Raw genomic sequence first — 24,541 nt, 5'->3', positions numbered from 1 at the left:
TTTTGAGTTGTGAAGCATAAAACGATGAGGTTGACGCCTACGAGTTTGTTGCAACTTAAAAATAAACAGAATGGCTTACTGCATCACTGTTGATGTAGCGAGTTTGTGATCAGAAAGGTAGTTCACATGAAGAAGCTTATTCTTGATTTGGATACTGGTGTTGATGATACCTTAGCAATTTCTTATGCTCTTGGTAGTCCTGAGGTTGAGCTGATTGGTATTACTGGTACGTATGGCAACGTTTTAATGGAGCAGGGCGTTCGTAATGCTCTTGCTATAACAGATTTATTTGGACATCCAGAAGTTAAAGTGTATCGTGGTTTGCCGCATGCGAGCAAGAAAGATTCGTTTGAAGTTCTGCCTATTTCTGCATTCATTCACGGTGACAATGGTATTGGCGATGTTGTTATTCCAGATTCAAAGCGTGAAGCTGAGTCTGAGCCAGCTGTTGATTTTATAATTGATGCAGTTAAGACTTATGGCAAGGATCTTATTTATGTTCCGACTGGTCCTATGACAAATATTGCTGCTGCATTGCATAAGGCTCCAGAAATCAAAGATGAAATTGGCAAGATTGTTCTTATGGGCGGCGCTCTTACAATTCATGGAAATGTAACTCCTTGGATGGAAGCAAATATTTCCCAAGATCCAGATGCAGCAGACGTCCTATTCCGTTCTGGCGCCCCCGTAACAATGGTCGGTTTGGATGTTACTTTGCAAACCTTGCTTACCTATAAGGAAACGCAAAAGTGGCGCGATCTTGGCACAAAAGCTGGTAAGTTCCTTGCGGATATGACCGACTTCTACATTAAGGCTTACGAGACTACTGCTCCTCACCTTGGTGGCTGCGGTTTGCATGATCCGTTGGCTGTTGCAGTTGCTGTTGACCCAACGCTTGTTACAACTCTACCAATCAACATGCAGGTAGATGTTGAAGGCCCAACTCGTGGACGCACTATTGGTGATGTAACACGTTTGAACGACCCTGTTAAAACAATGCAAGTAGCTTTGGGTGTAGATGTTAAGCGTTTCTTGAACGAATTCATGACGCGAATTTCTAACTTGGCAAAAATTGCTGGCTGATTAAAACTTAATAACAAAATTTATACGTAATAAATGATTGGATTATTATGAATGAAAATGCAGCTGCTATTGCAGCAGACCCATACGAGGATCCAAAAACCCGCGATAAAGTGGCAATTTATTCTCTTATTTTGCTGCTTATTACGTTTATTCTTGGCACTTTGTGTTTGCAAGGCTTCAACTTGGTATTTAATCAGATTGGTAAAGCTGTTGGAGCGCCTGATCAGGCATCTCTTATTACAAGCTTACCGATTATTGTGTTAGGTATAGTTTGCTTTATTTATGGATCTTTAGGTGACTTTGTGTCGCTTCGTAGGCTTATAACAATCGGTCTCGTAACACTGTTTGTTGGATCTTTATTTGGTTTTATTGCAAACTTCTATTTCACTCCAAACTTGTGGACCGTTATTATTGCACGTATTTTGCAAACAGCTGGTGAGCAGGTTGCAGGATCTTCCTTCCTGGTTATTGCAACTAAGTATTTGCGCAATGATTTGAAAGTTATTTTCTTCGGACTCTTTACTGCTGCCTATCAGCTTTCTGCTTCTATTGGCGTATTTGCTGCTGGCGCTCTTAGCTCTATTGCTTGGCAGTATTTGTTCTTGATTCCTGCAATTACTATTTTGTTCTTGCCGGTTCTTGTTAAGTGCTTGCCTACTAAGAATGGTATTGGAGGGAAGATTGATAAGCTTGGCTTTACAGTATTTGGTATTGCTGTAACGCTTCTTACGCTCTTCTTCTCTTATAAAGCTTGGGGACTGTTGCTTGGTTCTATAGTGCTTTTTGTTCTGTTTGCTTTCTACATTATGAAGGCGAAGAACCCATTCGTAACGCCAGCATTCTTTAAGAATAAGCGTTGGCTTTCTGGCATCGTATTAATCTTCATCTTCTACTTCACCAACTATTGCATGCCTCCTATTTACAATGTGATTGGCAGCGCTTTGTATCACATGAACACTTCACAGGTTTCTTCCTACCTTGTGTGGGCTTTTGTGTGTGCAGCAGTATTTGGTGTGTTCTCCGGTACGATTATTAGTCATATTGGCCGTAAAACAGGTATTATTACAGCAGCATTCTTGATGATTGTTGGCTGGGTTGGTGCAGCTTTGCTTATCAACACTGATTTTATGTCGCTTACTATTTGCGCATGCATTTACTATGCAGGATGCGGCTTGATGTATTCTCCAATTGTTTCAACAGTTCTTTCTGCTCTTCCAGTTGAAGAATCTGGCCGTGGCTGTGGCATGAATGATTTAATTATGAATGTTACTGCTTCCATTGGTATTTCTCTCTTTAGTGGTTTCTTTGGTGGAGATTTATTCAAGGGATTCTCCTTCAGTGGTCTTAGCGGAAAGTATGCAGGTTATTCCAATTTGCTTATGATGGGTGCAGCAGTAGCCGTCATTGGTTTAGTGGTTTACTTGGTTCGCAGCTGCTTTATTTCTGAAAAGAAGGAAATTGCTGAAGAATAGTCTAAATAGGCTAATAACTAAGCAAAAATAAAAGTAGGCGGTCGTGCAAAATACGTGCGGCCGCCTACCTTTATGTTAATTATTTTATGCTTCCAGTTTTCGCATTCGCTGTATGCTAATTGGGTAGGCTGTACCAAGCTCTTGCGCCCAAAGTGACACATAAAACTCTTCACACATCCAGCGCAATCTTTCCGCAATATTTTCTGCTTCATCATGCGATGGTCCTGCAGGTAAAGATTTTGCTTTATCTTTAGCTTTTTCAACAATCTTGTGTGCTTCTTCAGCTTCCCAAGCCCAACGAACATCACGGTTTTTATCTGACTTAGCTTTATTAAGACGAATCACGTCAGCATGCAAATATTTTTCTATTCTAGGAAGTGAATCCGATGGGGCTTTAGCAATAAAACCTTCATAAACTAGGCTTGCAACATGCTCTCGAATGGACTGCAAAACTGATAGCATCGGCAAATCTGCTTTTCCAGAAACAGCTTTACTAACTTCCGCATCACGCTTTAATATAGCAATCACATCGTGAGCTACATCGTATACCGTATCCTCGTATATTTCGGAAATATTGGCAACAGTTTCGCGCAATAAATTGTCATCAGTAATATTGTCTGTGTTTGGAATCAGTCGTTTTACTGCTGCCATTTGCAAGTCTTCTGCTAAATCTTTAGAAGTTGAGTAAGGTGCGGCTGCAAGAAGTAAAGCTTCTGAACCAAGCCATCTGGAAGTAATACGCTTGTTGTCTAAATGCAACATGTTTAGCGCACCCTGCCATACCATTTGCGAGCGAGAAATATTAGTAGCGCCTGATTTGTGCAATAAATCAGCTCTTTCTACAACGTTTCCAGCTTGAGCTGCTTTACTTGCTTTACGATTTACAACCGCTCTAGCAGATTCTTGAGCTTCTTTTGCAAAGCGTTTTTGCAATGCAATTAATGACTTATCTGTTCCAAGAATTGTAGGTTTTACGCGATTAGCATAATTGTTTTTTACGGCAGTTTTATTGCGATTTGAGTTAGTTTTTCTTTCTTCAACGCTAAAAGTTACGCGCAAATATGGTGAAAGCCTTTCTATTTGCTCATCGTTAAACACTTCCGGATGAATCTGCGCGCCAATAACAGCAATAGCAGCTTTGGTAAAAACTTCGCGAAAATCAGGCCAAGAAGGAGCATTTATATCTTTATTAGTTTCTTCAATTCCAGGAAGAGTATCGTAATGCTCGTCAATCCAAGAACGAATTTTTTGCGCAGTATTAGGTGCTGGAACAAATTGCACTCGTAAAGATTTTGGCAAAGACTTAATCATTCCAATAATAAGCTCGTCCAACAAACCTGGAACATTCCAAGTAAACTCTTCAGACGTTAACCTGGAAAGCGCGTAAAGCGGTACATGCACCGTTACGCCATCCAAGGGATTGCTAGGATCATAAATATAGCTTAAGCGAAGTCTTATAGGTTCACCGTCAGTTCCAACAGTATTCCAATGGTCAGGATAATCCGCTAAATCAGTGCTTTGTGTAGTTTGCAAACGTTCAACTTCATCAGGATCAAAGTTGAGCATATTAGGATTTTCTTCCCAATTATCCTTCCACCATTTTGCAAGAGCTGCAATAGTGGTAGCTTCTTGAGGAATGCGAGTGTCGTAAAAAGTAAATAAATCTTCGTCGTTTACAGTTTCGCTTATTTGACGAGTGCGATTTGCTTGATTATCTGCATCGTCAAGCACATTGCGATTATTTAAAATAAACTCATCGTGCTGGAAACGCTGCTGAATATCGCCTTCAACTAATCCTTGACGAATCATAATCATACGAGCTTCGTAAGGATTAACTCTAGCCCATTGAACCGTGCGATCTTTAACAATAGGCAATCCGTATAGCAATACTTTAGATTTTGCTATGGCAGCGCCTTTAGAAGCGCTCCAATGGGCGTCAGAATATGTGACTCTCGTAAGATTTTTAGCAAGAGGCTCAGCCCAAGCAGGATCAATTTGTGCGCAGTATCTTGCCCAAAGTCTTGAAGTTTCAACTAATTCGGTGCAAATAATCCACGAAGGAGTTGTTTTAGAAACTGCAGAAGCTGGAAAGATTGCAAATCTTGTGCCTCGAGAGCCTTGATAATCGTTTTTAGACATTTTTTGAGCGCGTTTCATAGCTCGAATTTTTGCAGTTCCACTTAATCCCGCAAAATCAGAAGCTTTAGGTTCACGCACTACTTGCATTCCCATCATAGAAAGCAATCCTGCAAGCATTGACGAGTGTATTCCTTGCGAATCCCAAGAACAGCACAAGCTGTGAGAAGCCTGCTGGTTATTAGGAAGTTGACGAATTTCCAAAGACGGTCTTCTAACTGGGGTAGGGTCGCCAACTTTATAATGCAACTCTTTACACAAGTCTTGAAGTTGATTAACTAAATCTTTCCACTGTTTTAAACGCAAAAAGTGGAAAAATTCCGCTTTGCAAATTCTGCGAAGCGCATTGTTGCTCATATCTCCATCCGCTTGGAATAGGCGATCCCACATGTTAAGAGCAGTCAAAAAATCACTTGTTTCGTCTGCATAACGATTATGAAGCCTATCTGCTTCCTCGCGCTGTTCCTCAGGACGTTCGCGAGGATCTTGCAAACTTAAGAATGCAACAATTACAAGCACTGCAGCAAGAGTATCTGGAGTAGTTTTTCGCGCTGCTTCAACAATCATTCGTCCTAGTCGAATATCAATCGGCAGCTTAGAAAGCTCGCGTCCAACTTTAGTTAGAGTAATTACACCAGATTTTCTGCTTATTGCTCCAAGCTCGGTAAGTTCGTTAAAGCCATCGCTTACAGCTTTTATGTCTGGCGGATCAATAAAACCAAAATTAGTAATATCTTCGCCAGTTTTAGCAACACCAACCGAAAGCATATGCAAAACTACTGCACCAAGAGAAGTGCGCAAAATTTCAGGATCTGTAAAACGTGGGCGAGTTTCATAATCTTCGCGCGAATAAAGTCTAATAGCAATGCCGTCTGCGATTCGTCCGCATCGTCCAGAACGCTGATCTGCGCTCGCTTGAGAAATCGGTTCTATTGGAAGACGTTGCACTTTAGCAGACTTAGAATACCTGGAAATTCTCGCAAAACCGGGGTCAACAACGTATCGAATACCAGGCACAGTAAGAGAAGTTTCAGCAACATTCGTAGCAATAACAATGCGCTGATGAGAGTGTGATTCAAAAACTCTGTGCTGATCTTTTGAAGAAAGACGGGCAAAAAGAGGAACAATTTCAATAGCATCCGCTCGCTTCATATCACTTGCTCGCGTGCCAAAATATGAACGTAAGCCATCTTCAAACTCTCGAATATCGCGCTCGCCGGAAGCAAAAACCATAATGTCACGCGCGCCTCGATCGTGACTTGAATGAATTACCAACTGTGCGCATGCGCGAGTTACTGCAGAAGTCATATCTTCATCCGCAATATCATCACGATTGCTTTCGCTGGATTGACTTTCTGCAACAGTTTCCTCATCCATTGTTATATCTGCAAAGCCAGGAACATGTTTCATAAGTGAAGGAGCAGATCCAAGAGGTTCGTAAAGTACTTTCACAGGATACGTGCGTCCCGAAACTTCAATAACAGGAACTTTTATATGTAGAGCTTCTTCAAAATGATCGCGGAATTTAGCTGAATCAATAGTTGCAGACGTAATAATCAGTTTTAAATCTTGACGCTTTGGGAGCAAGGTCGTTAAGTATCCTAGAAGAAAATCAATATTAAGACTGCGTTCGTGAGCTTCGTCAATAATAATCGTGTCGTATCTAGTAAGAAGAGGATCGCGCTGAATTTGCGCAAGTAGAATACCGTCAGTAACAATTCGAAGCTTTGTCTTAGTTGAGCTTTCGTCTGTAAAACGCACCTGGTAGCCGATTTCTTCGCCCAGTTTTACTCCCATTTCGCTGGCAATACGCTCGGCTACAGTTCGTGCAGCTAAACGGCGAGGCTGAGTGTGTACGATTTGCTTACCTCTGCCGCCTCTTCCAAGTTCAAGCGCCATTTTTGGTATTTGCGTAGTCTTACCAGAGCCGGTTTGTCCGGAAACAATCACAACTTGTGAAGACTTAATTGCTTCTACAATTTCGTCGTGTGCCGCGCAAATAGGAAGTTCAGCAGGGTAGTCAAATTTCATAATATGTTTATTTCTTTTCGTAGATATTTACTTTTTTAGTACTTCAATAACACGGTACCCTTTGGAACTAGCGTATTTTTCAACGCTATAACTTTCACCCAGATTCTCAGCAAGCCAAGTAATAAGTGAATCTGATCCAAGATTTTTTTGCACAACCAAGTATGCTGCTCCTCCTACTTTCAAACGCGGAATCCAAGTTAGCAAAATATTGTGCAATATTTCTTTTCCAACGCGAATTGGGGGATTAGACCATATAATATCAAAATTATTAAATTCTAAAGTATTGTTTTCTTTTAAAGCGTCATCTACTAAAGAAGTGTGAATATGCTTTAAGCCAACGTTTTTTGCGTTTAATTCAGTAAGTTTCAGCGCTCTCTCATTAACATCCACAGCAAAAATCTCCGCATTTGGAGACTCCAATCCTAAAGCGATGCTAATAGGGCCCCATCCGCAACCAATATCGAGGAATTTTCCTAACTCCGGGAGTTTTGGAGCATGTTTTAAAAGTACAGATGTGCCTAAATCAAGTCTTGAAGTGCTAAAAACTCCGTTAGAAACTTGCACGGTTACGTCATTGTTTCTCAAAGTTACGTGTAAAGTGCGACGCTCGTCAATCGATGAAGGCTCGGCTGAAAAGTATTGTTCACCACTTATTTTTTGTTGTTTTTGTTTATTTTTTTGCTTTTGCGTATTTTGTGGTTGTGCTTTTTTATATTGGTTTGATTCTTGTAACTGCTTTGCTTTTTTCGATTGCTGCTTACTCATAATTCGCTATTTATTTGCTTTCGCATCGTTTTGTATTGTCGGCTCAATTCACCATAATAAAACAAACGTTGTAAAACGTCATTCACAATGGAATACAGGAGGACATAATGGTAGATAGCGAGGGGACTGCTACTCATGATGTGCTTTTGAGTCATTCCGACGTGCTTCTTGACAACACGTCATCAAGAGAACAGCACGATGAGACTTGGCAGGAGCGCGAATCACGAAACGCTTTAAAGCGTGTTGCAGGTCTTGGCGAATTACAAGATGTTACTGAAGTTGAATACAGAAAGCTTCGCCTTGAACGCGTTGTTTTAGTAGGCGTATGGTCGAGTGCAAAAGGAACTCTTGCACAAGCGGAAGAATCTTTGCGAGAGCTTGCAGCATTAGCTCAAACAGCTGGCGCTGTTGTGTGCGACGGAATATTGCAACAGCGTTATAGACCAGATGCTGCAACTTATGTTGGTTCTGGAAAAGCTCGTGAGATTGCAGCAGTTGTTGCGCAACATGATGCAGACACGATTATTGTTGACGACGATTTACCTCCAAGCCAAAGACGCGCTTTAGAAGATGTAACTAAAGTTAAGGTTGTTGATCGAACTGCTGTGATTCTAGACATTTTCGCTCAGCATGCTACGAGCCGCGAAGGTAAAGCTCAAGTGGAGCTTGCACAATTGCAATACATGCTTCCTAGACTTAGAGGCTGGGGTGCGGCTCTTTCTAGGCAGGCTGGCGGACGAGCTGCAGGAGAAGCTGGTATTGGTTCTAGAGGGCCTGGCGAAACAAAAATAGAAATGGATCGTCGAGCTATTCGCAATCGTATTTCTAAACTTCGCCACGATATTGCACATATGGCACCTGCACGTGACGTAAAACGTGAATCTCGCAGACGTAAAGATATTCCAACAGTTGCAGTAGTTGGCTATACGAACGCTGGTAAATCTTCTATTATTAATTGCTTAACTGGTTCGCAAGAATTAGTAGAAAATGCGTTATTCGCAACTCTTGATACAGCAGTTCGTCGAGCGCAAACTCAAGACGGCAGAAACTATACTTTAGTTGACACTGTTGGTTTTGTGCGCAGGCTACCAACTCAACTTGTGGAAGCTTTTAAATCTACTTTGGAAGAAGTTAGCCAAGCTGATGTTATTTTGCACGTAGTTGACGGTTCGCACCCGGATCCTATTTCGCAAATTGATGCAGTAAACGAAGTTCTTTCAAAAATTGATGGCGTAGAAGATATTCCACAAATTATTGCATTTAATAAGTCAGATATGATGAGTGATGCTACGCGAGAACATTTTAACGCTATTTACTCGAATGCAATTATTGTTTCGGCAGCAAGTGGCGAAAATGTGCAAATACTTCGCGATTCTATAGAAGAATTGTTGCCATCTCCACGCGTTCATATAGATGCGATTATTCCGTATAGTGAAGGTTCGCTTCTTTCAAAAATTCGCGAAAATGGCATAGTTGAAAAGGTTGATTACTTAGATACCGGTATTAGTATTACAGCTTTAGTTGGTCCTTCTTTAGCTGCAAAACTAAAGCAAGTCGCATTGCAATAAAAAATTCCGGTGGTGCGATTAGAGTAAAGGTGTTCATACCAATAAGCTCTTAATGTGAGAGCAGCCCTTAATGATGCATAAATTAAGTATTTTTATGCGAGTAGGGTTTAATAGGTTGCCGAAAAGAGGTTTTTGCTCATGGTGAGTTCGCAGGTTAAGCCAACGAAGCTTGCAATTATTGGTGCTGGTGCAGTCGGTTCTACTCTCGCTTTCGCTGCTGCGCAGCGCGGTGTTGCTCGTGAGATTGTGCTTGAAGATATTGCTAAGGAACGTGTTGAAGCTGAAGTTTTGGATATGCAGCATGGTTCTAGCTTCTATCCTGCAGTTTCTATCGCCGGTTCTGATGATGTTGAGATTTGCCGTGACGCTGACATGGTTGTTATTACCGCTGGCGCTCGCCAGAAGCCAGGTCAAACTCGTTTGGAGCTTGCAGGCGCAACTATCAACATCATGAAGTCAATCATTCCAAACGTGGTCAAGGTTGCTCCTAACGCAATCTACATGTTAATCACCAACCCTGTTGATGTTGTAACCCACGTTTCTATGAAGCTTTCTGGTCTTCCAGCAAACCAAATGTTCGGTTCTGGAACCAACCTTGATTCTGCTCGTCTTCGCTTCCTTATCGCTCAGCACACTGGCGTAAACGTTAAGAATGTTCACGCTTATATTGCTGGCGAGCACGGTGATTCTGAAGTTCCACTGTGGGCTTCTGCAACCATTGGTGGTGTTCCAATGTGCGATTGGAACGCTCTTCCAGGCCACGAGCCATTGGATGCTGCTAAGCGCGAGGAGATTCACCAGGAAGTTGTTAACGCTGCTTACAAGATTATCAACGGTAAGGGTGCTACAAACTACGCTATTGCAATGTCTGGCGTAGATATTGTTGAGGCTGTTCTTCGTGACACCAACCGCATTTTGCCAGTATCTTCTTTGCTTGATGACTTCCACGGCATTTCCGACGTGTGCATGTCTGTGCCAACCTTGCTTAATCGCAATGGTGTAAACTCTCGTCTAAACACTCCAGTTTCTGATCGTGAGTTGGCTGCGTTGAAGCGTTCTGCAGAGACTTTGCGCGAAACAGCTGCTAAGTTTGGCTTCTAGTTTTTAGAATCTTAAAACTAATATTTAATAAATAAACCGCTTCTTTGCTTAAACTGTGAAGAAGCGGTTTTTGTATTGCTTCTATCAACATACCGAGCAATATTTTCTGTGAGTACGATATATGATTATCTCATGGCTGATTTTTCTCATATTCTCGCTACTCGTCCTGATTTTAACGACAGTGATCGCGAATGGTTACATCATTTAGTTGCTGATTGGCAAGTTATAGCTGACTTAAGTTTTGCTGATTTACTGCTTATTATTCAAAATGGAGACGGAGAATATGTTGTTGCCGAGCAATGCCGCCCTTCAACAGCTATTACATTGCGAACGGATGATTTACTTGGCAAAAAAATGGACGATTCGCTTGTTCCGGAACTTGATGAAGCAATGAAATCAGAAACAAGCTTCCATTCGTCAACCTTGCGCTCAATTGGTCGAGCAACAGTATGCTACGTTTATGCTCCTGTTCGTCACCGTGGAAAAACTCTTGGATTAGTTATGCGCGAAACTAATTTAGCAACTAGAGAATCTAATGGTCGCTACGAAATGGAAAGTATTAATGCTGGTAAAACTTTATTCGATATGATTGCACGCGAACAATTCCCATATCATGAATCTGTTCTAAATCAACGTCATAATGCTCGTGTTTCTGACGGCTTTATTGTTTTAGAGGCCGATGGTGTGGTCCGTTACGCTTCTCCTAATGCTATTAGCTGCTTCCGTAGGCTTGGTGGCTTAGATACAATGCAAGGCGAGTTTTTGAGCGAATTTGGCACGCGTCTGCTGCACACAAACGATAATGTTCCTGAAAGCTTGCCTCTTGTTTTAAGTGGTAAAGCAGATGTTGATTGTGAGCTTGAAGCTAACCGTTCTATAGTTTCTATGCGCTCTTTGCCTTTATTTGGGCCGAATAATCGCGTGGGTGCGGTTGTTTTGTGCCGCGATGTTACGGAAGTTTTGCGCCGTGAACAAGAGTTGCGTACTAAAAATGCTACTATTTCGGAAATTCATCATCGTGTGAAAAATAATTTGCAGGCTGTTTCTGCTTTGCTTCGTTTGCAAGCTCGTAAAACAAAATCTGCTGAAGTAAGAAAAGAGCTTGAGGAAGCTCAAAGACGAGTTCAGACTATAGCTTTGGTGCATGAAGGCTTAAGTCAGACTGCTGACGAAATTGTTGACTTTGATAAAGTTATTTCAAGCTTGCTAAAGATGTCTATTGAACTTGCATCGCAGAATCAAAATATTGATATTGATTTTGTTGGTAAGTTTGGGCGTCTTGCAGCACAGGATGCAACTCCATTATCTCTTGTGCTTACTGAGCTTGTGACGAATGCTGTTGAACACGGTTTTGAAGGCCGCGAAAATGGTCATATTCGTATTGCTGTTGGACGCGGAGGAGACAATCTTAATATTGTTGTTGAAGATGATGGTGACGGTATTGACAGTGAAGCATCTCACGGAATGGCGAAACCTTCAGGATCTGGATTGGGAACTCAGCTTATAAATACTTTTGTTACCAATGATTTTGGCGGTACTGTGCGCTGGTCTGCTAGAAGAGAAGGCGGCACTCGCGTAGTGTTGGATATTAAATTGCGCGTATCTGGTATTGAGTAGAAAGACTACAACTCTGAGTCTTGATGCCTGCGTGCTCTCAAAGCGCGACGTTTTAGCGTTCTGCGCTCGTCTTCGCTTAAGCCGCCCCAAACGCCGTAATCTTGGTTCGTTTCCAACGCGCATTTTAAGCATTCTGTTGCAACATTGCACGAACGGCATACAGCTTTTGCTTCTTCGAGCTGCTGTAATGCCATGCCAGCATTGCCAAGAGGGAAGAACAGTTCAGGATCTTTATCACGGCATGCAGCTGCCAAACGCCAATCAAACACATTGCTCATGACTAATCCTCATTTCTTAACCAAAGCGGTGAGTCTTAGAAGTACCCCTGAATGTAAGGAAATCATGAATAAGAAGTTTTTTCAAGGTATTTTGCATCTTTATTAAAAATTTTTATTTTTTCTTTTAGTTGGGGAGTGCTATTTGGGTCAAATTTGCGGTTCCTGGAGTAACAAGAACGCATCTTCCTGGAAGCTGATAATCTTCAATGCTAAAGGTTTTAGACAATGCAGAAGGTATGCCAAGCAATGCATCCGTACCAATATCTCCAGTTGGGAAAATTATTCTAACTGGAGCCTGTTCTGGCAATCGCAAATAGCGTGCGCTTTGAGCGCTTAGAATTACAGGCGCACCTAAGCTGTGCAATCTGTTTTGCAATGAAATAGCCGCTACTTTAGTATTAAGCGGATCAAGTAGTTCATCTGCATCATCTATTAGCACAGGCTTAGTAGTGTCTCGAATATAATCAGCTTCTTGAGCTGTTATTTCGTTTGCTGAATATACTTGCGTTTGTAATTTTTGCGATATTATGCGCAATATTGTGCTTTTGCCCTGCTGTCTGCCGCCAATAATAGCAATATTTCCAAGGTTCAAAGGTATTTTTGCTTCAAATAGGTTAATACTGTCATCCTGCAATCCAATAACAACTGATTCGTCGCTTGCTGAAGAATCTACACCTTCTTGATTAATTTTTTTAGCAAAATATTTATTTTCGTAATTTTCATACTTGTAGTTTTCAAGTTGTTTTGAAGAAAGTATTGACGGTAGAGGAGCGCTGAATAATGTTTTAGAGTGTTCTAAATAGCAGAATTTACCGGCAAATTGTATTGCTTTAACTAAACGTTTTGCGTTACGACTTTGTGCGCATCGTAAAGCTTCTACTCCTTCTCCAATATTGTAATATGCGCTTCCAGGAGTATTCGGGCTAATTTTTGCAGCATGAGAAGTTCCTAATAATTCTTGAGATTGAAGCGAGTCTCTAACTCTTAAACAAATATTAATAGAAATATTAGCTTTCATATCTGCGCTTACTTGTCCAAGAGGATTTTGAGTTCCGGCAATAATATGCATCCCAAGAGACCTGCCTACCGATGCTATGCGAATAAGTCGTGGCATGTAGTCTGGAAGCTGATCTTTTAATGCGTGAAATTCGTCAATAACAATAAGTAGTGAAGGTTCAGACGGAGTAACTTGCGAAATATTATGGCATCCTTGCATGGACACAAGACGCTCTCGACGGTCTAATTCCAACTCAAGACCTCGTAAAGCTCTTGTTGCGTGGCGCAAATTTAAGTCACCAACATTTCCCATAGAGTGAGGAAGTTTAGAGAGTATGTCGAAAGTTGCTCCTCCTTTGAAATCTAGGAAAACGAAACGTAATTGTTGTGGAGAATATTGAAACGCTAAAGCTAAACACCATGTTGTTAGCAATACGGATTTTCCAGATCCTGTAGTTCCTGCTACTAAAGCATGCGGACCGTTACTTATTAAATCTATGTAGCAGTAGCCGTTGTAGCCAATTCCTAATGGAGCAATAAGCTGGTTTTTTGTTGATTTAGTTTGTGTAAGTTTTCGCACATAAGAGTTTGATTTATAATCAAAATTTAATAAATCAGTATCTGAATGTTTTAACCATTCATGCAAAACAGTTTTCCATGGCAGTTGCGTGCTTGAGCTATCTGATCTCGTCATAAGAAGCGTTTCCAAACTAACTGGAGTAAGCGTATCTGGCAAGTTTTCTACATATTTTTGCCCGTAAATAACATTACTTTCATGAATGTTCGAAAGTTGTGATTCGCTATTAGATTGTTGAGTATTCTGAATTTTCTGCTCGTATTGTTTCTGATTTATGTATTGCAATATTTGCGGAACTAGGCTTGCAATATACATCATGATGCTAGGTATAATCATCGCTAGCATCATCCAATTATTCTGAATCCAAGCCATTATTAGTAATGCAATATGAGCGAATATTGGTACTATGCTTGCTGCCATTTGCACGTATAGCAGAACTTTGCTTGTAGTCATTGTTGTGTTAGTTTCGCTAATCATAAAAGTATGATGTCAGCGTTTAGTAACAACTTTCAAGACTTGTTTAAGATTGTGGTTAAAAGCTTTGTAACTAAATTATGCAAATTTTACTGCTGTAATTCTGCAAGAGGTCCAACAGCTCCAGGTTTATGCGTGCCTTCTGCAAGCTGATTAAATAATTCAAGATTTTTAGCATCATCTAGCAGAACGCAAGATCCGACTCCTGGAACTTGATAATCAGGATTAGTCCAATAAACTGTGCCGGTTATGCCTTTTGCACTTGTGGCTTCCTTAAAAGCTTGAGCCATCTGCCATAGGCTACCAGGGTTTGATTTTTCGTCAAAAAGAACGGATGAAAGGCCAGTTTCGGCAAGCTTTTTTACCTTACCAAAATTAGTGATGGTCTTTTTGTCTAAAGCTTTTTTCATGATAGCGGCAATAACCATGCGCTGTCGGGCGGCGCGACCAAAATCAGACTCAGGGTCAGCGTATCGCATACGCGAAAAAGCAAGAGCTGTTTTTCCATCAGCATGATGACACCCAGCAGTCCAATTTAATCCGCTAAATCTATCGTTTACAGTTCTGTTGTAGCATAAGTCAATGCCGTCAATGGCATCAACAACATTAGTTAAGCCTCCAAAACGTACTTCTGCAACATGGTCAATACGGTGTCCTGTAATCTTTTCAACAATCGAAGTAAGCGCTTTGTTTCCAGCAAACTGTGCAACGCTATTGATCTTAACTTTTTCTCCATTAACAGACACTAATGAATCTCTAGGAATAGAAATTAGTGAGCTGTTTCCATTAGATGGTTTAGTTAATACAAGAATAGTGTCGGTTCTAAAACCGGTTATTTCTTTAGCTTCTTCGCCTTCTCGCTGATCAGAACCAAGTATAAGCCATGAAGTTCCTTGAGTGCTTGGAGTATTGGTAAGCCAAGTAGTGCGATTTATGTGAGAATCAACCCAATTCCATGAGTATGCTCCTAAACCGACGCAAGATATTGCAATAATAGCAATAAGCGCAATAAATGTTTTCAAAAAGAGGTGTGGTTTGTGTTCTCGGTCCTTTATTGCTGCAGAAATATTTTCGTTAACGTTTTGCGCAGACTCAACTTTTGCACGTTGATATAAAGATTGTCTTATTTTCTGCGGGCGAATTTCGTTTTTAGATTGTGCATATGTAGCTGTTCTGTTTGCTTGCCTAGTTGAAGCTTGTGCTATGCGCTTCCTAGAACCTGCCGGAGTAAAAGATGGTGCAAATGATGGAGCAGATTCTGGGGTAAAAGATGGTGCAAAGGATTTTGCAGATGGCTTAGATTTAGATATTGTTGCATCAGGAGATTTTTTTGCTTTTCTTCCTCGTTTTGGTGTAAAACTTGGTGGAATATTCGCATGTGATGAGTCGTTATTGTGCGAAGGGGTGAAGCTAGGCGGATTATCTCCGCTTTCTGAATAATCCCTGTGCAGTTGCGAATCCATGCATCCTCCAAATGCTTTAATCTATTTTATTAAAACCATATTGTGAAGCCAACATGTGCTTTCAGAAATATTTATTTTCTAAAAACTTAACTATTTTCCACGAGGAACAGCACATAAAACGTTATTAACATACTTGTCTGCAATACCAACATACTGTCCAGTTTGAGCATCGTGAATAGTACCATTTTCAGGATTTACTATTCCTCCAGTATTTGGATCTATAAGCTGTCCTTGCTCGTTCTTTACTAATCCAGTTTTTGGATTAATTTTTCCAGCAGGCTTCTTATGTTCAGGAGAGTTATTTAACTTATCGTTTTCGCTTATATCTTCGTTGCTAGTAGAATCCTTTGACGAATTTTTAGTACGCTTTTTATCATTTTTTACGTACTGCTGTTTTAGTGTCAAAGGTTTATTTTCTCGCATCTTTTCCCAAATGTCATCCGCCTCGTCAGACCACACAACTCTATTCGGGTCGTAAGAATCAGGAACAACAGGAATAGTTCGAGCATAAATATGAGAAGTATCTAATTTGCGCATACTTAAAGCAAGACCAACAAGCGTACTTGGATTAGATAATCCTTCGCTAATATTTAATGCACTTAAAGCGGATTTAGCTAGCTGATACAATTCGCCACTTTGAGTTAATAGATTCTTAGATAAAGCTTGATGCATAAGCTGTTTGATTAAATACTGCTGCCTTGTTGTGCGCATAATATCCGAACCGTCGCTTGCAGTATCGTGCCTCATTCGAGCATATTGTGTAGCAAGCCTGCCGTTTAAATGCTGCATACCCTGCTTAAAGTTCACTCCCGTATAAGCGTCACGAGTGTCGCTTGGAATGCACAATGAAACACCGCCAATAGCGTCAATCATATTACTTAATCCGCTAAAGTCAGCAACAATAAAGTGATGAATATTCAAGCCAGTTAAAGAATTTACTGCTTTTAGTGAGCAGGATGCTGCCGAAGCTAAATCTCCTCCCTGCGCGTATCCGATAGCAAAAATGGAGTTGAACATTACGTGCTTGCGTGCAGGAATTTTTCCGTTAGTGGTATCGCAAGCAGGGGCGTTTACCATAGAATCGCGCGGAATAGAAACAATATTCATATAGGATCTATCTGCACTAATCTGAACTACCATTGTTGTGTCAGATTGATGATCGCCTGTTTCTCCATCGTGCGTAAAACTCTGATTATTTCCATCTCGTGAATCTTGACCAAGAACTAGGAATGTTACAGGCTTTCCAGCATTTGCGTCAATAACTTGGTGTGCTTGACTATCTTCGCTAATGATGTTTATAACTCGATTGCTAACAGTTGAAGAAAAATCTAACCAAGTAGCTGCAAGAATAGTTGAGAAGAAAGTAAGTATAAAAACAATAATCATGCACAGTATTGTGCGAGCGTGGTTTACAACTTTGTAGCCAAGACTATGGTGTGGGACTGCGCGATTCCAATCATAGTTGCGCTGGTACCGCATGCCTTCAGGATATCGTGAAGTCACCATGGTACCTTCTTTCACAATAATAAAAGCCTTTTATATTACGTAATTTTTATCTGTGTTCACTCAGAAATAAAGTGGTACATGAAAGAACACATATAGAGGCTAACTATAGTACAAAGTATTGAGATTTAACCTGAATATTGTGTCTATATATTTATGGCGTGTTTTGCTGGATACCTACCCCTTGCGTAAACTGGTAACTATGGATTTACTAACCGCTCATACATGTACATTTGAAGACGAAGTTTTGCGAGTTCTTTCTGCTGCAAAATCATCGCGTCCTACTGATGTAGATTCTTCAATAATGGCGATGATGTGTGTTGAGCGTGACACAAGATTTTATGAAGATACTTTAAAAGCTGTATTAAATCAGTCAGTTCTTCCAGGAACTCTTGTTATTGTTGATTGCGCTAGTAGAGTTAAGCAGGTTATGCAAACAACAATGGAAGTACAAATTGACTCAAACGTGCTTTCAGGAAATGTTCTTCCAACTTCTAATAAATCTAATAGATATTTACTTGATCCTAATAGTAAATTCAAAGCCAATAATAGAGACGCTAAATATAGGGCAAATATTCAACACAATAACGATTTAGAATTAAAAACAGTTCGAGTAGTTATTATTCCTGTTTCCTCTGCCCACTCTTTTGGTGATGCTATTGAGAAATCATTGCGTAAGCTTATGCCATGCAAAGGAATTTCGGCATTGTGGCTTCTTCATGACGATTCTCGCCCGGCTGATTCGCACTGTTTGGAAGCATTAAGAGAAACTTGGAGAAATAATCCTACTGCTTCTGTATTAGGCGCAAAACAGATTGATTGGCAAGGAAATATTCTTCACAATGTTGGAATGTATGCTTGGCATCACAGCGTTCACACTCTTACCGTTGACGGTGAACCGGATCAAGAACAGTATGACGGTCGTGGAGATGTATACGCAGTATCTTTAGCTGGAGCTTTAGTTACATTGACAGCGTGGCAGACTTTGCGTGGCACGCAACCATGGATGACAACTTTTGGTGAATCTAGAGATTTTTGTCGTCGAGTATCTTTATCTGGCGGGAGAGTAGTTGTAGTTCCCTCTGCTCGTATTGCTCACAGACGAGCTCGTTTAGAGGGTTTGCGTACTCGCGGCGGCGAGGCTAGGACGGAAGAAAAATCCGGACTTAGACATGGTGTAGCTCCTTCGCTTATTGCCAATCAGCGTTACAAATACACTGATGTACGTATGATTTTATGGCCATTTATGTGGATTTTTAGTTTACCGGTGGCGTTAGTCGGTGCTTTACGCTCCTTGCTTGCTAAACATCCTTACGCTGCTTGGGTGCGTCTTATTTTGCCATGGCTTGCTCTTATTCAGTTCCCGCGTGCCATGTTTGCTCGTAGGAGAGTAGCCAGAAACACTCGTGTTCCTCTTAAAAAACTTACACAACTAATCGCAGACCGGCGTCAAGTTGCACGATGGAAAGATCGTAGTGCAGCGTTCAAAGCGCAGCAGCATTGTGTGTTATTAAGTCCTTTAGCAAGACGTCATTTGCATGATCGTGTATTAAGACGTTGGAGTGCCGTTATTCTTGCGTCGCTTTTGCTTTTCGCAGTTATATTGCATTTATATGGTTCTCCTTGGCGTGACATTTTAGGTGGAGCATCCTGGTATTCTCAGCAATGGCTTCCTACAGGTGCTGATTTTAATCAATTATGGAATGCTGCAATTGGATCATGGGTTCCTGATGATGGCTTTGGCCCTGCTATTCCTCCTTCTCCGTGGCTTAGTATTTGGCTATTCTCTTCAGTATTAGTTGGTGCAAACCCGCTACTTGCTATTACACTAATGTTCTTCTTAGCCGCTCCAGCGATGTGTTTGAGCTTCTGGGCATTGGCAGGCGTGTTTACACGTTCCGACACTGTGCGTGTTTGTGCTGGAATTTGCTGGACTATGATTGCAATGGCCTTTGGTTTATTTGCTCGCGGCGATTTGCCAATGCTAATGACGATGGTATTTTTGCCTGCAGCATTTGCGTTTGCTTTCCATGCTGTTGGAATGTACGTAACAGAAGATCCTGTTCGTCCTGTGCCTTCTGTTCAATGCGCTGCATTTGCTGCACTAAGCTTTATGATTCCTGTTGCTGCAGAACCTCAACTTGTTTTGCCTCTTGTTGTTATTTTCATTGCGTCATTTGTTATGGTGCGTTCGCATAGGATTATGTTTTTACTTATGCCAATTCCGTCGATTATGATACTGCTTCCAACAATAGGCAGTGCTATTCGATACGGAGAATCGGGCATGTGGCGTCAATTGTTCTCCAGCATGTCTGTTCCGTTAAGGAGCATACAGGGTGCTCCTCGTGCTCAAGGTTATATTGATGTTCTTCTTCAAGCTTTCAATATGACTTCTGCGCATTTTGCTATTAGCACTCCATTGCTTAGCTTGCGAACAATAATTATGCTGATTTTTGCTGTTCTCGCAGTATTTATGGCTGTGGCATCTTTAGTTCTTCCGTTTGCTATGCGTGTTTCTAGAATGATGTGGGTTGTGATTATTAGCGGAATGACGTTGGCTCTAGTTGCTGAGCGTATTGCTGTTGCGTCTGATATTAATGGCCCTGTTGCTGCAAGTGTTTTGCCAGGCGTCGCATTATCTACTGTTGGTGTTTTGGCATGCATGTGCATGGTTGCTGGCCAAGCTGTTAGACGTTTTGAGCCTTTGCGTGCTTCTAAGAATAAAGATTATAAATCTACTGAAAAATATAAGACTCGTACAGATAGGCGCGCCGCAATGCGCAGATCTGCACAGCGTTTTATACGTCACGTAATTCGTATTGCTCGTGCTGCTTTGGCAAGTGGAATGTTAGCTATGGCTGTTCTTTTGGGTCTTTTTACGGTATTAAACGGTCCGGCAACATCAATCTCTGCAAGTAGTAATGGCCTACCTATGGTTGTAACTGATTACTTGCGTAAGGATGATACTCATCGCATACTTGCTTTGCGTGCACAAGATAATCATGAGCTATCTATTGCTGTTATGCGCACTTCTAAAGGAGATTCTATTGATCAATCTCCAGCTCTTCGTGTACGACAAGTAATATTTGGAAATTCTCAAAGCAACAAAGCAATATCTCGTGCTGCAGCTCAACTATTATCTCATGCAGATAATAGTGCAATTGAAACGCTAAAGCAGTTAGGTATTGGCGGTATTTATATTGTTGGAGATTCTGTTAATCATAAAATAATTTCAGAATCAAAAATGTCAATACAGCAGTTGCTTCAGCCTTCTTCCAAGCCTCAGCCAAGCAAGGTAAATAAAGAAGCTACGGATAGTCTTATTGCGCATGTAAACGCATCTGAAAGCACACAATTAGTAGTATCTATGCCTCAAGGAACTTATTGCAGGTTTGATGGCATGCCAGATTCTAAGTCGCTTTCAGAAACATCCCCATATTATCGTTCTAGGCCATTAACTTGGAGAATACCTTGGGTAGTGTCCACTGCAATCGTATTGCTAGTATATTGCTTGGTAGCTGTTCCTCGTTTTGGGCGACATAATATGATTGAGCGCTCTGACGATTTGCATGAGGAGGAATTAGATGAGTTGGCGTAAAAATCCTCATGATAGTTCAAAGCATGGTGAAGTGCCTGCGCAATCAGAAATTAAGCAACATAATAAAATGATTGGCGTTGCTGCTCTTGCAACATTTAGCGCAATATTCCTTTTAGTAGTTGCTTGTGTTGTTGCATTGTGTTGCACTATGCCTAATTTTGTAGATAATGCTAATGCTCCAACTAGTAGTGTTTCTCACAGTGTTGGTGTTAGCCGCTTGCAATCTGTATGTCCTATTAGATTATCGCTACCTGATTTGGCGCAATACGGAGATAGCCAATACAACGAATCAGAAGGAGACTTGCAATCTTCTGCTAGATACTCGACTTTTGGTGACGTGTATCGTGCTAGTGTGCACAATATTCGTGATACTAATGACGAATCGACTTTGTTAAGTAAAAAATTAAATAATGACGGAACTTCATCTCTTACTTATGATGGAGATGTAAATCACGATGCGCAAGTTTTAGAAGGGCGTTTATCTAACATTGCTTCTGGCACAGGAATAGCGGCATCAATGGCATCTTGGGCAACTAAAGGTGATGTTCGCGGATTGTCCGCAACAACTTGCTCTATTCCTACCATGAAACAGACTTTCTTGGTTCCAGAGTCAGGTGAAGGTGTTTCTATTCGTTTAGAGGCTTTTAATCCTGCTTCAAAACCAACAGTAGTGCGTGTGCGAGCTTGGTCTGCTAAGCGTGGAAGTAATCCTATTAATCTATCTACTGGAAGTGCTTTTACTGTTCCAGCTCACTCTCACGCGTATTTTGATCTTTCTGCTGCAGCGCCTAAATCTTCTGGATTGTACGTTCAAGTAGAAAGTGAGCAAACACCTATTGCTGCTTTTGTAAAAGTGGTTCATATGAGCGGACTTACAGTGAAAGGTGTTGATATTATTCGAGCTTTAAGCGCTATGTCTTACGAAACTGTTTTGTCTGGAATTAATGAGTCAGAACAAGCAAAAGCATATGTGTGGCCAGATAAAGACGGTAAAGTGACTATTTCTTGGATGAATGATTCTGGAGCTCAAACAGTAAAAGATTTATCTGTAAAATCTCATAATTTGCAAGTTATTGATCTTGGAAAAGTTCCAGAAAAAGTTCATGCTTTAAGTATTACCGGCTCTGTTAAAACGTCTGCAATGATGTCTGTTTCTCGAGATGGTAAAGATGTCCAATCAGATATTGCTTTTATTAGCGCATCTCGTTCTCAAGGAATTAGCGCAATTGTTTCTCCTGTAAGCGCTGAAGAAACGACTTTATATATTGCTTCAACAAGTGATTCTGATTCTTCAGTATTCTTACAAGCAGTTGGCGCATCTGGAATGAAACGTGTTAGCGTTCCTGCACATTCTGTAGTTACCGTTCCAGCATCAGACATATCTCATAATGCCGTAATGTTTACTGTTAAATCAAGCAAAAATATTTCTCTGTCTGCAAGAATTCGTAAAGATGATTTAGACAAAGCTGATGTTGCTGGTATTGCTTGGCTTGCTTCTCAATCATTGGAGCCGCAACAAGCTCAGGTGCATGTTAATAGCGACAATCACATTGTGCAATAAGCTATAATTATATTCCCCAATCAGGGTCAATTTCTTCTGGCCTGCGCCCATATAATTCAGCTAAACGTTGCACAAGCTCATCTCTAATAGCGTATTGAAGCTCTAGTCTGCTTGTTACATGAGTGCATAGGGGAAGACGATACAATACAATTCTAGCTTGCATTCCTCTACTTGCAGGGAATGCTTGAGACATAATGCGCCTATTATGTTCCCACAGTATTGGTTGAGATGGTGGAACATCTTCTACAGCAAATTGAACATCTTTTGTAAGAGCCTTCCAAGCTCCATTAAGGCGTCGAATTTGTGCAGCTACCATGGAATCAAACATTGCGCTAGCAGTACGGTATTGTGGAAGCCTAGTGCCAAATATTGGTGCGCGTAAGCCTCGCCCGTGGCGGTTTCTATAGCGACGTTCCTCCCAAATTACACCTGTCATACTTACACTGTAGGTGAAGGCTAGGGCAATCTTAATTATTAATTTTATTTTTACGGTGTGTGCAATATAAGCACAATATAGGATACTGTTATATAGTATTAAAAGTTAGGAGTAATCTGAATGCTTAAGCCAATAGTGCATGATTGCAATGAGTTAAATCTTGGCTTAAGTATTGCCCAATCTTCTCTTATTGGTTTTGATTTAGATAACACATTGGCTTGTTCCAAGAAACCTATGCTCGTTTCAATGGCAGAGACTTTTAGTAAAATTGTTGATTTAATTCCTGTTGCTATTATTACAGGCGGAAGATTATCTTTAGTTAAAAGTCAAATACTAGACATGCTTACTGAAGGAACTAATCTCGAAAATCTTCATATTATGCCTACTAATGGCACTAGCTATTACAGAATCGACAATAAACAGTCTTTGAAATGTGTTTATGAGCATAAAATTGATCCAAATCAAGCGGAACATGTTATTTCCGTAATACGGGAGTGTGCTGAAAGCATGGGGTTGTGGAAGGCTTCTGGAGATTCAATGCTTTGGGGAGAGCAAATTGAAAATCGTGGTAGTCAAATAACTTTTTCTGCATTGGGTCAGCTTGCTCCAGTTGAATATAAGAAAGCGTGGGATCCAGAAGGAAAACTAAAATCTCAGCTTGCTAAAAGAATTTCTCAATCGCTTCCGAATTTTGCGGTTCGTCAAGGAGGAGATACGAGCGTAGACGTGTATAGGCGAGGCGATGATAAAGCTCAAGCATTACTCACATTAGCTAAATATTGTGATTTTTCTATTAAAAAAATTACTTTTATTGGAGATCATATGGAACCAGGCGGTAACGATTATCCAACCGCTTTTACCGGAGCTTTAGCCGTGCGCGTTAAAAATCCTGAAAATACTTTAACTCTTTGCACTAAAGTTCTTAATTATTTAAGTGCTTAGGTTTAAATATTTAATAAATAGCTTTTAACCACAATGGCATTTTTTATTTTTATAGTTAAATAATTCTATTTTATGCTTACATTATGGCTGGGAGACGCAATGAAATAAGCCACAATAAGATGCAGGCTAAAAGCGTGGCATGCAATAGGGGAGTTGCATGTCACGCATCTGCATCTTTGTGCAAATATTGCAATAGCGCATCTTGCAATAATAATGCTGGCGAAAAGGTATATTCTTCAATCGGCTGGCTAAATTTAATAATTATTTTGTATAATATGATACTTCCAAGAGGCTGTGCCGGTTGCGATACTCCTGATTTAGTATTGTGCGAAAATTGCGTTGACGCTTTTCAACATAACAAGCGTGCTCAATTTAATTCCATGACTTTTGGTTATCGTTATTCTTGCGGAGATTATTCGGGTGTTGTTAGACGCGCAATATTGCAGTGGAAAGATCATGCAGATACAGCATGTGACAAAATATTTGGCTTACTTATTGCAAATCTTGTATTAAAAGTTTTTAGAAATAATATTAAAGACAACTCTTCAAAGAATAGTTTTAATAGTAATGGGCCAATATTGGTAGTTCCTATGCCGTCTTCATCTTCGTCTACAAGGCGTCGCGGACGTCGTCACATTATTCCAATTGCTAATATTGTTGCTGAAAAATTGTGTAACGAAGGTATTGAAGCTAAGGTTGCGAATATTGTTCGCATGGATTCAAGTATTAGTTCAAAATCAGTTCAAACTAGTGGATCTAGAGGTAGGTCTAAAAGAGCTTCGCATGCCTTTTGTGTTAATTATCGCAAGCTAAAAAAACAATCAAATAATCGCAATTTAAAGCATGAGGCAATTATTATAGACGATATTGTTACAACGGGTTCCACAATGAGCAGCTGCGTTTATGCATTGCAGAAAGCTAAAGTAAGCGTTATATCTGG

General features: G+C 40.6%; 16 protein-coding genes. 9 read left to right on the top strand and 7 right to left on the bottom strand.

The window, feature by feature from the left end; all coding sequences use genetic code 11:
• Positions 1-126 precede the first annotated feature (126 nt).
• Both CGSMWGV1500E_RS02655 and CGSMWGV1500E_RS02660 read left to right on the top strand, forming a co-directional pair.
• Positions 127-1,083 (top strand): nucleoside hydrolase, encoded by a 957-nt coding sequence (locus CGSMWGV1500E_RS02655; RefSeq protein WP_004128275.1) that lies wholly within the window; start codon positions 127-129, stop codon positions 1,081-1,083.
• 47 nt (positions 1,084-1,130) lie between these two features.
• A complete protein-coding gene (locus CGSMWGV1500E_RS02660) occupies positions 1,131-2,555 on the top strand; it encodes an MFS transporter (RefSeq protein ID WP_004128273.1) in 1,425 nt (474 codons plus the stop codon).
• Between the two features lie 84 nt (positions 2,556-2,639).
• Here the strand turns inward: CGSMWGV1500E_RS02660 and hrpA are convergent, their stop codons facing one another.
• Positions 2,640-6,749 carry an ATP-dependent RNA helicase HrpA gene (gene hrpA / locus CGSMWGV1500E_RS02665; RefSeq protein ID WP_268886570.1) on the bottom strand — a complete coding sequence of 1,370 codons (4,110 nt, stop codon included), beginning with the start codon at positions 6,747-6,749 and terminating at the stop codon, positions 2,640-2,642.
• On the bottom strand, positions 6,750-7,487 hold the full coding sequence (locus CGSMWGV1500E_RS02670; protein WP_004128270.1) for a class I SAM-dependent methyltransferase: 738 nt from the start codon (positions 7,485-7,487) through the stop codon (positions 6,750-6,752). It abuts the gene before it with no gap.
• A gap of 107 nt (positions 7,488-7,594) precedes the next feature.
• Here CGSMWGV1500E_RS02670 and hflX point away from each other — a divergent pair, with 107 nt between their 5' ends.
• The 3 genes from hflX (at position 7,595) to CGSMWGV1500E_RS02685 (ending at position 11,773) form a co-directional block, all read left to right on the top strand.
• Positions 7,595-9,055: a GTPase HflX gene (gene hflX, locus CGSMWGV1500E_RS02675; RefSeq protein ID WP_004128268.1), complete on the top strand. Its 1,461-nt coding sequence runs from the start codon at positions 7,595-7,597 to the stop codon at positions 9,053-9,055.
• A gap of 138 nt (positions 9,056-9,193) precedes the next feature.
• Entirely contained in the window at positions 9,194-10,156 is a 963-nt protein-coding gene (locus tag CGSMWGV1500E_RS02680) for an L-lactate dehydrogenase (protein WP_004107125.1), read from the top strand.
• Positions 10,157-10,288: 132 nt separating this feature from the next.
• Positions 10,289-11,773 (top strand): sensor histidine kinase, encoded by a 1,485-nt coding sequence (locus CGSMWGV1500E_RS02685; protein WP_004128266.1) that lies wholly within the window; start codon positions 10,289-10,291, stop codon positions 11,771-11,773.
• Between the two features lie 5 nt (positions 11,774-11,778).
• Here the strand turns inward: CGSMWGV1500E_RS02685 and CGSMWGV1500E_RS02690 are convergent, their stop codons facing one another.
• The 4 genes from CGSMWGV1500E_RS02690 to CGSMWGV1500E_RS02705 all read right to left on the bottom strand — a co-directional run bounded on the left by CGSMWGV1500E_RS02690 (position 11,779) and on the right by CGSMWGV1500E_RS02705 (position 17,067).
• Positions 11,779-12,051, bottom strand: coding sequence for a WhiB family transcriptional regulator (locus CGSMWGV1500E_RS02690; protein WP_004128264.1), 273 nt, complete (start codon positions 12,049-12,051; stop codon positions 11,779-11,781).
• A gap of 124 nt (positions 12,052-12,175) precedes the next feature.
• Positions 12,176-14,077, bottom strand: a complete 1,902-nt coding sequence (locus CGSMWGV1500E_RS02695) for an FtsK/SpoIIIE domain-containing protein (protein WP_230455187.1) — start codon at positions 14,075-14,077, stop codon at positions 12,176-12,178.
• A 110-nt stretch (positions 14,078-14,187) separates the two neighbouring features.
• On the bottom strand, positions 14,188-15,561 hold the full coding sequence (locus tag CGSMWGV1500E_RS02700) for an LCP family protein (protein WP_004128260.1): 1,374 nt from the start codon (positions 15,559-15,561) through the stop codon (positions 14,188-14,190).
• Positions 15,562-15,651: 90 nt separating this feature from the next.
• A complete protein-coding gene (locus tag CGSMWGV1500E_RS02705) occupies positions 15,652-17,067 on the bottom strand; it encodes an LCP family protein (RefSeq protein ID WP_004128257.1) in 1,416 nt (471 codons plus the stop codon).
• 199 nt (positions 17,068-17,266) lie between these two features.
• Here CGSMWGV1500E_RS02705 and CGSMWGV1500E_RS02710 point away from each other — a divergent pair, with 199 nt between their 5' ends.
• Together CGSMWGV1500E_RS02710 and CGSMWGV1500E_RS02715 are read left to right on the top strand one after the other, a co-directional pair.
• Positions 17,267-20,662, top strand: coding sequence for a glycosyltransferase family 2 protein (locus CGSMWGV1500E_RS02710; RefSeq protein ID WP_004128254.1), 3,396 nt, complete (start codon positions 17,267-17,269; stop codon positions 20,660-20,662).
• Positions 20,649-22,223 (top strand): DUF5719 family protein, encoded by a 1,575-nt coding sequence (locus CGSMWGV1500E_RS02715; protein ID WP_004128251.1) that lies wholly within the window; start codon positions 20,649-20,651, stop codon positions 22,221-22,223. The genes CGSMWGV1500E_RS02710 and CGSMWGV1500E_RS02715 overlap by 14 nt, the downstream gene beginning before the upstream one ends.
• Positions 22,224-22,230: 7 nt before the next feature.
• Here CGSMWGV1500E_RS02715 and CGSMWGV1500E_RS02720 read toward each other — a convergent pair whose 3' ends face one another.
• The gene (locus CGSMWGV1500E_RS02720) at positions 22,231-22,659 is read right to left on the bottom strand and encodes a metallopeptidase family protein (RefSeq protein ID WP_004128242.1); all 429 of its coding nucleotides are present in this window, start codon (positions 22,657-22,659) and stop codon (positions 22,231-22,233) included.
• Positions 22,660-22,779: 120 nt separating this feature from the next.
• Here CGSMWGV1500E_RS02720 and CGSMWGV1500E_RS02725 point away from each other — a divergent pair, with 120 nt between their 5' ends.
• Together CGSMWGV1500E_RS02725 and CGSMWGV1500E_RS02730 are read left to right on the top strand one after the other, a co-directional pair.
• On the top strand, positions 22,780-23,601 hold the full coding sequence (locus CGSMWGV1500E_RS02725) for an HAD-IIB family hydrolase (protein WP_004128241.1): 822 nt from the start codon (positions 22,780-22,782) through the stop codon (positions 23,599-23,601).
• A gap of 119 nt (positions 23,602-23,720) precedes the next feature.
• A partial coding sequence (locus CGSMWGV1500E_RS02730) for a ComF family protein (RefSeq protein WP_004128240.1) occupies positions 23,721-24,541 on the top strand: 821 nt, incomplete at its 3' end.

Origin of the sequence: Gardnerella vaginalis 1500E (assembly GCF_000263595.1) — a bacterium.
GTDB classification, from domain to species: Bacteria; Actinomycetota; Actinomycetes; order Actinomycetales; family Bifidobacteriaceae; genus Bifidobacterium; species Bifidobacterium vaginale_E.
Note: the sequence above shows the minus strand (reverse complement) of the source record. Positions and strands in the feature narration are given on the sequence as shown.

What these genes read in the sequence shown, in the direction of transcription:
- CGSMWGV1500E_RS02685 (WP_004128266.1), top strand. Translation starts at nt 10,289, where the DNA reads ATGGCTGATTTTTCTCATATTCTCGCTACTCGTCCTGATTTTAACGAC.
- CGSMWGV1500E_RS02710 (WP_004128254.1), top strand. Translation starts at nt 17,267, where the DNA reads ATGGATTTACTAACCGCTCATACATGTACATTTGAAGACGAAGTTTTG.
- CGSMWGV1500E_RS02705 (WP_004128257.1), bottom strand. Translation starts at nt 17,067, where the DNA reads ATGGTGACTTCACGATATCCTGAAGGCATGCGGTACCAGCGCAACTAT.
- CGSMWGV1500E_RS02700 (WP_004128260.1), bottom strand. Translation starts at nt 15,561, where the DNA reads ATGGATTCGCAACTGCACAGGGATTATTCAGAAAGCGGAGATAATCCG.
- CGSMWGV1500E_RS02655 (WP_004128275.1), top strand. Translation starts at nt 127, where the DNA reads ATGAAGAAGCTTATTCTTGATTTGGATACTGGTGTTGATGATACCTTA.
- CGSMWGV1500E_RS02720 (WP_004128242.1), bottom strand. Translation starts at nt 22,659, where the DNA reads ATGACAGGTGTAATTTGGGAGGAACGTCGCTATAGAAACCGCCACGGG.
- CGSMWGV1500E_RS02725 (WP_004128241.1), top strand. Translation starts at nt 22,780, where the DNA reads ATGCTTAAGCCAATAGTGCATGATTGCAATGAGTTAAATCTTGGCTTA.
- CGSMWGV1500E_RS02670 (WP_004128270.1), bottom strand. Translation starts at nt 7,487, where the DNA reads ATGAGTAAGCAGCAATCGAAAAAAGCAAAGCAGTTACAAGAATCAAAC.
- CGSMWGV1500E_RS02690 (WP_004128264.1), bottom strand. Translation starts at nt 12,051, where the DNA reads ATGAGCAATGTGTTTGATTGGCGTTTGGCAGCTGCATGCCGTGATAAA.
- CGSMWGV1500E_RS02695 (WP_230455187.1), bottom strand. Translation starts at nt 14,077, where the DNA reads ATGACTACAAGCAAAGTTCTGCTATACGTGCAAATGGCAGCAAGCATA.
- CGSMWGV1500E_RS02715 (WP_004128251.1), top strand. Translation starts at nt 20,649, where the DNA reads ATGAGTTGGCGTAAAAATCCTCATGATAGTTCAAAGCATGGTGAAGTG.
- hflX (WP_004128268.1), top strand. Translation starts at nt 7,595, where the DNA reads ATGGTAGATAGCGAGGGGACTGCTACTCATGATGTGCTTTTGAGTCAT.
- CGSMWGV1500E_RS02660 (WP_004128273.1), top strand. Translation starts at nt 1,131, where the DNA reads ATGAATGAAAATGCAGCTGCTATTGCAGCAGACCCATACGAGGATCCA.
- CGSMWGV1500E_RS02680 (WP_004107125.1), top strand. Translation starts at nt 9,194, where the DNA reads ATGGTGAGTTCGCAGGTTAAGCCAACGAAGCTTGCAATTATTGGTGCT.